The following is a 10,872-nucleotide window of genomic DNA, read 5'->3' as shown; positions in this document are numbered from 1 at the left end:
CAGCGTTCGTCCTGAGCCAGGATCAAACTCTCCATTATAGAGTAGTTGATTGCTCAAATACTTGCTGGCGCATCGCCTGTCCGAAGACAGCACGATTCGCTTTGATCTGCACAAGTGCTGATCAGTAGTTAAGTCACGAACCCAAGAAGTTCGAAGGCTGTGCTCCGATCGCCGGAGGCGACCATCGCAAAAGCCGTTCTCGCGCCGAGGCGCTCGTGACGTCTTTCGTTGACGTTTTACTGTTCAGTTTTCAAGGTTCAAATTTTCGCGTCCTGTAAAAGCGACTTCTCTAATTTATCATCGCCGGCTGTTAGAGTCAAGCTTTATTTATTATTCTAAAAAACTTATTCTGCCGAAGCGACATGAAATATCATAATACGATACCTACCTTTTTGTCAACGATAAAAGGATAAAAATTTAAAAATGTAAAAAGCTCAAATTATTCATTAGCAAAAATTACTATTTCTTTTTCTATTCTAGCAACGTCCTCTAATGAAAGAAACCGGATTACCCGAAGGTAGCCCGGTTTGAAATCCGGCTGCTTATTTTGCAGCTTTAACGTAATAGTACCGATGGAATATTCTCTCGCTCTTGGTCATGACTCCTTCAGTAAACACCATTTCTTTGTCCACAAGATATTCGATGAATACTTCAAGATCGGAAGAATAGTTTTTCAACTCTTCCTGCTCGTGAAGTTCCTGGATGGTCCAGCTCTTCTTTTTCGCCATTACTTCCATGATATGCTGCGCTCCATCTGCTGTACGGGAATGAATGAGAAATTCGCTGGCAAGGAACAGCAGCTCCAATCTCTTATCAATGGATTCGTCACTGAGAACCAGCTCTTCATATAATTTATAAATAGACGGTTCTATCTGTTTCACTTGGGACCACACCGTCACTTCTGGAGGCAAGCCGTTTTCCAAAACTGAAAGGCGTGCCAGGTGATGAAGCGATTCAATTACATGGCGGTAAGCGTCGAGATAGTTTTTTTCCTCGAACAGCACCTTTCCTTCCAAGTAACGCCGGATTAGCTTGGCATACTCAAGGCCCATTTTAATTTTTCTACCTGCAAAGGGATATTCTTTAAGTTCTGTAATCAATTTTTCCATAAATTCATTTCGATCATAAATGATTCGGCCATTGAACAGCCAGTCCACTATTTTGCGATTCGTTCCAAGCAGCAGCCATTTTTGAAGCTGTTTTTCAGTAATGATGTGCATGGCAGCTTTTTTCTCGTCGTAAGTATAATGCTTAGTGAAAACAGCCGTTTCATTTTCCTTTGTAATGATCAGCAGAATCGTATCAAAAGTATCAGTACTTGGACTGACCTTTTCCCTTTTCTCAACGAGCACAACGCCAAGCGTACTTTCCTGGCTGGCCCGTTCCTGATAAATCGGCCTTAATATTTGTTCCATTCCATTTCACTCCCTGCAGATTCAGGCTTGCTTACGGTTATACCCTTTTTTCATCAACTCAAATATTTTTTGTCCATTTTTTCTTTAATCATCGCTTCTTTTATTCCCGATAAATAAACAGTTAAGATCCGCTTTTCTCTATTTCGACATATTTCCGCTGATTCCTTCATAAGAAAAGCATTAACACTTTTTCACATCGATTATGATATAGTATGATTGATGCAAGGAGGAGTAAACATGAAGCCTTATAAAAATAAAATCAATCGTATCCGGACTTTTGCGTTGTCTTTGATTTTCATCGGCATCGTTATTATGTATATAGGCATTTACTTTAGAGAACAACCCTTAATCATGGTCACTTTCATGCTGCTTGGGGTCGTCGCCATCATTGGAAGTACAGGAGTATACGCCTGGATCGGTCTTCTTTCCATGAAAACCGTTCCTGTTGAATGCCCGAACTGCGGACGCCACACAAAAATGCTTGGCCGTGTGGATATGTGCATGCACTGCCGCGAACCTCTGACTATGGATCCTTCCCTAGAAGGAAAAGAGTTCGATGTCCAATACAATAAAAAAAATTCCAACGTATAACTGATATCCGCCGCCGATCATTTCGCTGGCGGATTTTCTGTTCCTTCGGAATAATTGGATAAATAAAAAAAGCGGGCATAGAATTCTATGCTCGCTTTCTTATTGCGCCTTTGCTGAATCAGTAAGGCAATCCTGGCAGGTTCCATAGATTTCAAGCCGATGGTAATCCACTTGGAATCCAGTAACATGTGAAGCCAAATGTTCCACTTCATCCAAACCGGGATAATGAAAATCGACAATCTTTCCGCAATCATTGCAGATCATATGATAATGGTCGTGCGTAACAAAATCGAACCTGCTTGAAGAATCGCCATAAGTCAATTCTTTCACAAGACCGGCTTTTTTAAAGACACGTAAATTATTATAAACAGTTGCAACACTCATATTTGGAAAAGATTTCTCAAGCGCGCGATAAATGTCATCCGCTGTCGGGTGCGTTGTAGAATGAATCATATACTCCAAAATCGCATGGCGCTGTGGAGTGATTCTGACACCTGTAGACTTCAAAGCATCAAGCGCGTCTTTTAATAATACTTCAGACATCGCCGTGCACCTCACTTCATAAAGATTCTTACTTTATAATCGTTATAATTAGTGTACTCAAAAAGCAAGGTAGATGTCAAGAAATCACTATAAGCACGCTGGTTAAGGTGGACTTATTGAATGCTATTTCTTGCTGTGAAGTTCATTTTCTTTGCTGCCCAAGCGCTGATTGATGAAACGTGCCGCAACAAACAAGAAGTCTGACAAGCGATTCAGGTAAGCCAGCACTTCCGGAGATGTCCCTTCCCCGATGGAGGTGGCAAGGCGCTCAGCCCGTCTGACCACTGTACGGGCTACATGCAGCGCCGCTCCAGCAGGGTGGCCGCTTGGCAGGATAAAGTTACTCAATGGCGGAAGTTCCGCATTGTATTTATCAATCCAGATCTCTAATTTTTCTGTATCTGCCGGGCTCAGCTTCCATTTCACTTCTTTTCCGGCAGGAGTGGCAAGTTCCGCTCCCACGTGGAATAAAGTTGTTTGAATTTCATGGAATATATCGCAGATTTCTTCTTTTTCGCTGAAGAATTCGCCGTTCAGATGCGCAAGCGCTAAACCGATCATTGAGTTCGCTTCGTCGCAAGTACCGTAAGCTTCCACCAGCACATCATTTTTCGGCACTCTTGAACCGTATACCAGAGAAGTGGTGCCTTTATCGCCGGTTTTCGTGTAAATCTTCATGGTCAATACCCCTTTTCCATATTTACGAGATTTGTCGGATCCTGAATTCCATCAAGCCATTTGCGTAAATTGGGAAGGAAAACCTCCATAGCCCGTTCAACGTACATACCGGATTTACTGGATACATGCGGGGATACGATGACATTATTCATTCCCCAGAAGGGATGGTCTTCAGCTAAAGGTTCCTGTTCAAAAACGTCCAATACCGCGTAAGTTATCATCCCTTCATTCATTGCTTCTATTAGAACTTCCTCTTTTACAAGGTCTCCACGCCCAAAGTTCATGAATACCGCTTCTTGTTTCATGGCTTTGAAATGCTCAATTCCAAGGAGATACTTTGTTTCTGCCGTACTTGGCAGCACAGAAATGACAATATCGGCTTCCGGTAGCTTCCCAAGCAATTCATCGAAGGAAATCATTTCATTCATATGATCCGCCTGATTCCCTGATCGATTGCAGCCGATGGTCATAACACCAAAAGCCTGCAGAAGCCTGCCTATTTCGGAACCGATTGCTCCGGGTCCGAGTATTAAAGCCGTCGAACCGAATAGTTCAGTTGAGCGGAATTTGCGTTCCCATTTATGGTCGCGCTGGTTTTTATAGATTTCCGGCAAGGAGCGCTTCAAAGCCAGCAGGTGGCCCAGAACCGATTCCCCCATCGGCGTTTTATGGATGCCTCGCACATTCGATACGGTTATGCCCCGTTTCGCAATGGCTTCGCGCGGCATTTTTTCGATACCGGCACTTACAACCATTATCCATTTTAAATTATTAGCATTGCTGATGTCTTCATCATCCAGATCTTCCCCGTAAGTGACAAGTATATCCGCTGTCGGCAATTTACTTTTGTCTTTATAAGCGAAATGGAAATCCGCTTCAGGGAAATCCCTGATGATGCTTTGCTGCATGCCTTCATTTGGCAGAAACGTGAATAATACTTCCATATATGTCTTCCTCCTATGCTTGGCTGAGCTCTTTAACCGTTTCAAGGACTTCCTGGATATGGTCTTTCACTTTGACTTTGCGCCATTCTTTCACGACAGTCCCGGTTGGGTCGATTAAGAACGTAGAGCGTTCAATCCCCATAAATTCTTTTCCGTACATATTCTTCTCCACCCACACACCGTATGCCTCAGAAACTTTATGATCTTCATCAACCAACAAAGAGAATGGCAAACCGTGTTTGCTGATAAATTTACTGTGCTGTTTTTCAGAGTCTGCGCTAACGCCAAGAATGACTGCTCCCAATTCGGAAAAATCCTTCTCTGCATCCCGGAAATCGCAGGCCTGTGTGGTGCAGCCCGGCGTCATATCTTTCGGGTAAAAATAAAGCACTACGTATTTCTTGCCGGCAAAATCCTCCAAAGAAACTGTTTCACCACTTTCATTTTTCAATGTAAAATCCGGTGCATGCAAACCTTCTAATGTCGTCAATGCAATCACTCCTTCTCTTATGTCTATCGTACCGAACTGCAGATGGAGTTTCAATTTCTTTGGCGTTAATGTATAAACTTGTCTACAATAAGAAATAGACATTAAGTAGGAGGAAGAAAATAAATGAACCATTCAGAATCAAACAGACTGCATAAAGAAGCGCTTGAACATATCGTCGGAGGCGTCAACAGCCCGTCAAGGTCATTTAAAGCTGTCGGCGGTGGTTCCCCTGTTGTCATGGAACGCGCAAAAGGTGCTTATTTTTGGGATGTCGATGGCAATAAATATATCGATTTCCTGGCTGCTTATGGTCCCATCATTACTGGACACGGCCACCCGCATATCTCAAAAGCGATTTCAAACGCTGCTGAAACAGGTGTTTTGTACGGTACACCGACACGCCATGAAATCACATTCGCAAAAATGCTGAAAGAAGCAATGCCAAATATGGACCGTGTCCGTTTCGTCAATAGCGGCACTGAAGCGGTTATGACCACTATCCGCGTGTCCCGCGCCTATACCGGCCGCACAAAAATCATGAAATTCGCCGGCTGTTACCATGGGCACTCGGACCTCGTGCTGGTTGCAGCTGGATCCGGTCCGGCTACACTTGGCACTCCTGATTCTGCAGGCGTTCCTAAAACTATCGCAGAAGAAGTCATCACTATCCCCTTCAATGATCCAACTGCTTTTGCTGAAGCAATGGAAAGATGGGGCGAAGAAATTGCCTGCATCCTAGTAGAACCGATTGTCGGCAATTTTGGGATTGTAGAACCGAGAGAAGGGTTTCTTGAAGAAGTTCACCGCATAGCTGCGGAAAAAGGAGCTTTAATCGTCTATGATGAAGTGATTACGGCATTCCGCTTCCATTACGGCGGCGCACAGGATATGCTTGGGCTCAAACCTGATTTGACTGCGCTCGGCAAAATTATTGGCGGCGGGCTTCCGATCGGTGCTTACGGCGGCAAGAAAGAAATCATGGAAACCGTCGCGCCTCTTGGACCGGCTTACCAGGCTGGTACGATGGCCGGAAACCCCGCTTCGATACAGGCAGGAATCGCTTGCCTCGAAGTTTTGCAGGCCGATGGCATATATGACAAAATGGACCGTTTGGGGCAACGCCTTGAAAAAGGGATTTTGGAAGCGGCTGAGGAATTCGATGTAACTATCACTGTAAATCGCTTAAAAGGCGCTTTGACCATCTATTTCACGGATGTGAAAGTCGAAAACTATGAACAGGCTGAAGCTACAGATGGAGAAATTTTTGGGCGTTTCTTTAAATTGATGCTCGAACAAGGCATAAATCTTGCTCCTTCCAAATACGAAGCCTGGTTCCTGACTACTGAACATACTGAAGAAGACGTTGATACAGCGCTGCAGGCAGTAAGAAAAGCATTCAGCCAACTATAAAAAGCAATTCATTACGGGAAGAAGGGATTCGTAAGTTATGAAATTAGGTGCACGTATATTAAAGACCGGCGTGGCTATTTCAATGGCCTTGTTTTTAGCCAACTTATTGGAATTGCCTTCTCCTGTATTCGCAGGCGTCGCTGCAATTTTCGCCATCCAGCCTTCCATATACAGGTCCTACCTGACTCTGCTCGATCAAATATACGGAAATCTGATTGGCGCTTCAATTGCTGTCATCTTTGTATTGACCCTTGGCAGCAATTACCTGACCATCGGACTCGCAGCCATACTGGCTATTGTCATCATGTTGAAATTAAAGCTTGAAAACACTGTTCCACTGACACTTGTCACCATCATTATCATTATGGATTCACAAACCAATAACTTCCTTTCTTTCGCGTCTTTACGTTTTCTGACAGTCCTACTTGGGATACTCTCCGCTTTTGTTGTAAATCTGATCTTTCTTCCGCCTAAATACGAAAGCCGCTTATTCACTTCCATACATGAAGTCAGTGAAGAAGTGATTCGCTGGATACGGGTTTCAATCAGGCACGCGTCAGATCATGCATCCGTGAAAGAAGACATCGACAAATTAACCGATAAGCTCGTTAAAGTGGATCAATGGTATCTATTTTATAAGGAAGAACGAAGCTATACGAAAAAGCAGCAATATACAAAAGCTAGAAAGCTGGTGTTATACCGCCAGATGATTGCGACATCCAAAAAGAGCCTGGAAGTATTGAAAAGACTTCACCGTTTTGAAAATGAATTGACGGAACTTCCGGAACAATTCCATATGATGGTGCAGGAAAGACTCGAAAGCCTGGCCAGCTACCACGAACAGCTTTACATGAAATATGTAGGCAAGTTGAGGCCGGAACACAGTGAATCTTCTGGCACAGACGCTTCAATAAAGCGCCACGAAGTAATGGCAATATTTGTAAAAGAAATTAATATAGCATTGGAATCCGAGGACAGCGACTTTTCTGTCTATCATCTGATGCATGTCTTATCGGCTATCCTTGATTATGAGGAGCAGCTCGAACACCTGGATTTATTGATCATCGCTTATTTGAATTACCATAGTGATGAAGTCGATGAAGACCTGGAGAGCTTCATATAAATAAACACATATAAAAAACGTGCAGAGATAATTTCTCTGCACGTTTTTCTTATGATTTCATGCGAGGGTCGAGTGCATCGCGCAAGCCGTCGCCCATCAAGTTAAAGCCAAGTACTGTCAGCATGATTGCCAGTCCTGGAAAAATCATAGTCCATGGGGCATTAGTCAGATAGGATCTGGAATCTGCCAGCATTTTTCCCCATTCAGGAGTAGGCGCCTGTGCTCCTAAACCTAAAAATCCGAGGGCTGCAGCTTCGATGATAGCCGTAGCAATTGCTAATGTTCCCTGAACTATGACAGGCGCCATCGAGTTCGGAAGGATATGAGAAAACAAGATCCGGCTATCCTGCATGCCGATTGCCTTTGCCGACATAATGTATTCATCTTCTTTTATACTCAAGACTTTCGATCTTATAAGTCGTCCAAAGTTTGGCACATTGATGATTGCAATGGCAATCAAAGCATTACGCAATGAAGGCCCCAACACCGAAACAACCGCAATTGCTAATAGAATACTTGGGAAAGCCAGCATAATATCAAAAATACGTGAAATGATGGTATCTACCCATCTTCCATAATAACCTGCAAGAATACCAAGAAAACTTCCAACAATCGCTGACGCTATTACCGCTAAGAATCCTACCCAAAGGGAAATCCTTGCTCCATAAACAATACGGGATAAAATATCACGTCCGAAATCATCAGTTCCCATCCAATATGTAGAGGAAGGAGGAAGAAAACGCTCGGACATATTTTGTTCGTTGATGCCCTGCGGTGTAAACAGCGGACCAAAAATAGCCAGCAGGATGAAAAAAATTACAATTCCCATTCCTACAACCGCCACTTTACTTTTACGAAATCCTCGCCACGCCTCTTTCCAAGGCCCTGCAACTTGCTGCATTTCTATATTGTCATCTTTTACAGTCGCGTTAGTCATTGTTCTCCCCCTTCCTAATCATATTTGATACGCGGATCAACTAAACTATAAAGCAGATCCACAAACAGATTAATCATGACAAATATGAACGCGACAATCAGGATGCCTGACTGGATTACCGGATAATCACGGAAACCGATGGCTTCATATATATATCTGCCGATTCCCGGCCATGCAAAGATTGTTTCTGTCAAAATTGCGCCTCCAAGCAATAACCCCATTTGAAGCCCGATGATAGTCAATACCGGGATAATGGCATTTTTTAAAGCGTGCTTGTAGACGACCCAAAACATTCTCAAACCTTTAGAGCGAGCCGTGCGAACATAGTCAGATCTCATAACTTCCAGCATACTTGACCGCGTCATCCTTGCAATGATGGCCATAGGTATAGTCGCAAGCGCAGTCCCAGGAAGAATCAAGTGACGCATAATAGTTGAGAGCTGATCAAATTGCCCGGTAATTATGGTGTCGATAATATAGAAACCAGTTACTGATTCAATTGGATCCCGAACATTCATCCGCCCGGAAGTCGGAAGCCAATCCAATTCTATTGCAAAAATCCATTGATTGAGGAGCCCCAAAAAGAAAATTGGCATTGAAACACCGATAAGCGCGATTATCATTGCAAGATAATCGAACCATGAATTTTGGAACCATGCTGAAATGATTCCAGCATTGATGCCAATTATAATGGCGATGATAACAGCAAAAACAGACAACTCGATTGTTGCCGCTAAATATGGCCAAACCTCATCCACCACTGGAGTTCTTGTTCGCAGCGACTGCCCCAGATCACCAGTAACCAGTCCTTTTAAATAATCAAAATACTGGATATACCAAGGATTATCCAAACCCAAAGTCGTTCTCAGCGCTCTTATTGCCTCCTCAGAAGCCTGTTGGCCAAGAATTACTTGGGCTGGATCACCAGGTATCGCACGAATGATCATAAAAACGATGAACGTCATTCCGAGCAGAACCGGAATTAACTGCAATAGCCGTTTACCAATATAGTGAAGCATTTCTTCACCTCTCCATCTCTAACAAATATGTATTAATTAATTAAAAAAAGAGGGGAATCTGTACGATCTCCCCTCTCGAAAAGTCTACTCCAGATCTACTGTTGATAATTTATCTGAGCCAGTTGGATGCGCTTTGAAGTTCACGACATTGTTTCCTCCCGCAAGTAGCGGTGTAGAGTGAGCAAGCGGAACCCAAGGTGCATCTTCGTGAATAATTTCCTGCGCTTGCATATACAACTCATTACGAACCTCTTCGTCAACTTCAGTCTGAGCTTCAATCAGAATATCGTGCAATTCCTGATTTTCGTAATAAGTGTAGTTGTTTGAACCGATATTATCCTGGTCAAGCAACACATACAGGAAGTTATCTGCATCTCCGTTATCACCAGTCCATCCTAATAGGAAGGCATCAGCTTCACCGTTCGCAGCTTTTTCAAGGTAAGTTGCCCATTCATAGGAAACGATTTCAGCAGTGATTCCTACTTCAGCCAAATCACTTTGGATCGCTTCAGCAACTTTTTGGCCATCTGGCATATATGGACGCGGAACAGGCATAGCCCAAAGTTCCATTTCGAATCCATCGCCAAGTCCAGCTTCTTCAAGCAATTCTTTTGCTCTCTCAGGATCATATTCATATCCTTCGATGTCGTCGTTATAGCCACTGATTACAGGTGGCATCGGGTTTTTCGCAACTTCCCCGCGGCCTTCGAAGAATGCGTCAACGATAGCCTGTCTGTCGATTGCATGGTTCATCGCTTGACGGACCAAAGGATCGTTGAATGGTTCACGTGTGTTCGTTAAACCAAGGTAACCAACGTTCATCGATGGACGTTCAAACAATTGAAGGTTTTCGTCTCCTTCAATAGTCGCTGCATCCGATGGGTTGATGCCATCTGCCAAATCGATTTCACCAGCTAATAGAGCGTTCAAGCGACCAGAGTTATCCGGGATAGCGCGGAATACCACTTCATCCAGTTTTGGTTCGCCTTCAACCCAATAGTCATCAAATTTCTCGATGCGGACAGTGTCGTTACGGTTCCATTCAACAAATTGGAATGGGCCAGTTCCTACCGGATTATCGCCGAATGCATCGCCTTGCTCTTCAAATGCAGTAGGAGAAGCGATACCGAACGGGCTCATTGCCAGGTTTTTAAGGAATGGAGCCATAGGACGTTTTAATGTGAAAGTGACTTCATAATCGCCTGTAGCTTCAACTGATTCGATTACGTGCCCTTCTTCATCACCAAAACCGCCGAACATTGAACCGTAATATGGAAATTGATCTGCATCTCCTGCAGCCCAGCGGTCAAAGTTTGCTACAACAGCTTCTGCATTGAAATCAGTGCCATCGTGGAAAGTAACGCCTTCTTCAAGTTGGAAAGTGTACGTCAATCCGTCTTCTGCAGCTTCCCAATCAGAAGCCAATCCACCTTCAATTTCTGTATCTTGTTCACCGAAGTTTACAAGTGTATCAAAAATGTTCTTAGTAACTTTAAATGATTCACCGTCTGTAACAGTGATAGGGTCAAGTGATACCGAATCTCCCCCGCGACCGAAGATCAAAACTTTCTCTTCCGTGGATTCCCCTTCGCCACCAGTTTCACCGCTGCCTTCTGATTCTGAACCTTCATTCGATCCGCCACTGCAGCCATAAAGTACTGCAGAGATCAGCAAAAGCATCAGAAATGCAAGGGACATGATTTTTTTATTCCCCAAATTAAC

Annotated in this window: 11 protein-coding genes; 3 read left to right on the top strand and 8 right to left on the bottom strand. The window is 43.7% G+C overall.

The window, feature by feature from the left end; translation table 11 throughout:
- Positions 1 to 542 precede the first annotated feature (542 nt).
- A complete protein-coding gene (locus tag DP120_RS17835; RefSeq protein ID WP_112224983.1) occupies positions 543 to 1,415 on the bottom strand; it encodes a nucleotidyltransferase-like protein in 873 nt (290 codons plus the stop codon).
- Between the two features lie 237 nt (positions 1,416 to 1,652).
- On the opposite strand from DP120_RS17835, the gene DP120_RS17830 reads away from it, so the two are divergent.
- Positions 1,653 to 2,006, top strand: a complete 354-nt coding sequence (locus DP120_RS17830) for a YgzB family protein (RefSeq protein ID WP_112224982.1) — start codon at positions 1,653 to 1,655, stop codon at positions 2,004 to 2,006.
- Between the two features lie 99 nt (positions 2,007 to 2,105).
- Here DP120_RS17830 and perR read toward each other — a convergent pair whose 3' ends face one another.
- The 4 genes from perR to bcp all read right to left on the bottom strand — a co-directional run bounded on the left by perR (position 2,106) and on the right by bcp (position 4,661).
- Positions 2,106 to 2,549 carry a peroxide-responsive transcriptional repressor PerR gene (gene perR / locus DP120_RS17825; protein ID WP_112224981.1) on the bottom strand — a complete coding sequence of 148 codons (444 nt, stop codon included), beginning with the start codon at positions 2,547 to 2,549 and terminating at the stop codon, positions 2,106 to 2,108.
- 123 nt (positions 2,550 to 2,672) lie between these two features.
- Positions 2,673 to 3,227, bottom strand: coding sequence for a cob(I)yrinic acid a,c-diamide adenosyltransferase (locus tag DP120_RS17820; RefSeq protein ID WP_112224980.1), 555 nt, complete (start codon positions 3,225 to 3,227; stop codon positions 2,673 to 2,675).
- Positions 3,228 to 3,229: 2 nt separating this feature from the next.
- Positions 3,230 to 4,171 (bottom strand): D-2-hydroxyacid dehydrogenase, encoded by a 942-nt coding sequence (locus DP120_RS17815; RefSeq protein ID WP_112224979.1) that lies wholly within the window; start codon positions 4,169 to 4,171, stop codon positions 3,230 to 3,232.
- 13 nt (positions 4,172 to 4,184) lie between these two features.
- Positions 4,185 to 4,661 carry a thioredoxin-dependent thiol peroxidase gene (gene bcp / locus DP120_RS17810; RefSeq protein WP_112224978.1) on the bottom strand — a complete coding sequence of 159 codons (477 nt, stop codon included), beginning with the start codon at positions 4,659 to 4,661 and terminating at the stop codon, positions 4,185 to 4,187.
- 123 nt (positions 4,662 to 4,784) lie between these two features.
- On the opposite strand from bcp, the gene DP120_RS17805 reads away from it, so the two are divergent.
- Together DP120_RS17805 and DP120_RS17800 are read left to right on the top strand one after the other, a co-directional pair.
- Positions 4,785 to 6,071, top strand: coding sequence for a glutamate-1-semialdehyde 2,1-aminomutase (locus DP120_RS17805; protein ID WP_112224977.1), 1,287 nt, complete (start codon positions 4,785 to 4,787; stop codon positions 6,069 to 6,071).
- 37 nt (positions 6,072 to 6,108) lie between these two features.
- Positions 6,109 to 7,194, top strand: coding sequence for an FUSC family protein (locus DP120_RS17800; protein ID WP_112224976.1), 1,086 nt, complete (start codon positions 6,109 to 6,111; stop codon positions 7,192 to 7,194).
- Positions 7,195 to 7,243: 49 nt separating this feature from the next.
- On the opposite strand, the gene nikC is transcribed toward DP120_RS17800, so the two are convergent.
- The 3 genes from nikC to DP120_RS17785 all read right to left on the bottom strand — a co-directional run bounded on the left by nikC (position 7,244) and on the right by DP120_RS17785 (position 10,848).
- Entirely contained in the window at positions 7,244 to 8,131 is an 888-nt protein-coding gene (gene nikC, locus DP120_RS17795) for a nickel transporter permease (protein ID WP_112224975.1), read from the bottom strand.
- A gap of 14 nt (positions 8,132 to 8,145) precedes the next feature.
- A complete protein-coding gene (locus tag DP120_RS17790; RefSeq protein WP_112224974.1) occupies positions 8,146 to 9,150 on the bottom strand; it encodes an ABC transporter permease in 1,005 nt (334 codons plus the stop codon).
- 84 nt (positions 9,151 to 9,234) lie between these two features.
- Positions 9,235 to 10,848: an ABC transporter substrate-binding protein gene (locus tag DP120_RS17785; RefSeq protein ID WP_420812458.1), complete on the bottom strand. Its 1,614-nt coding sequence runs from the start codon at positions 10,846 to 10,848 to the stop codon at positions 9,235 to 9,237.
- Between the last annotated feature and the right edge of the window lie 24 nt (positions 10,849 to 10,872).

It is taken from the genome of Planococcus halotolerans, from assembly GCF_003289955.1.
Lineage (GTDB): Bacteria > Bacillota > Bacilli > Bacillales_A > Planococcaceae > Planococcus > Planococcus halotolerans.
Note: the sequence above shows the minus strand (reverse complement) of the source record. Positions and strands in the feature narration are given on the sequence as shown.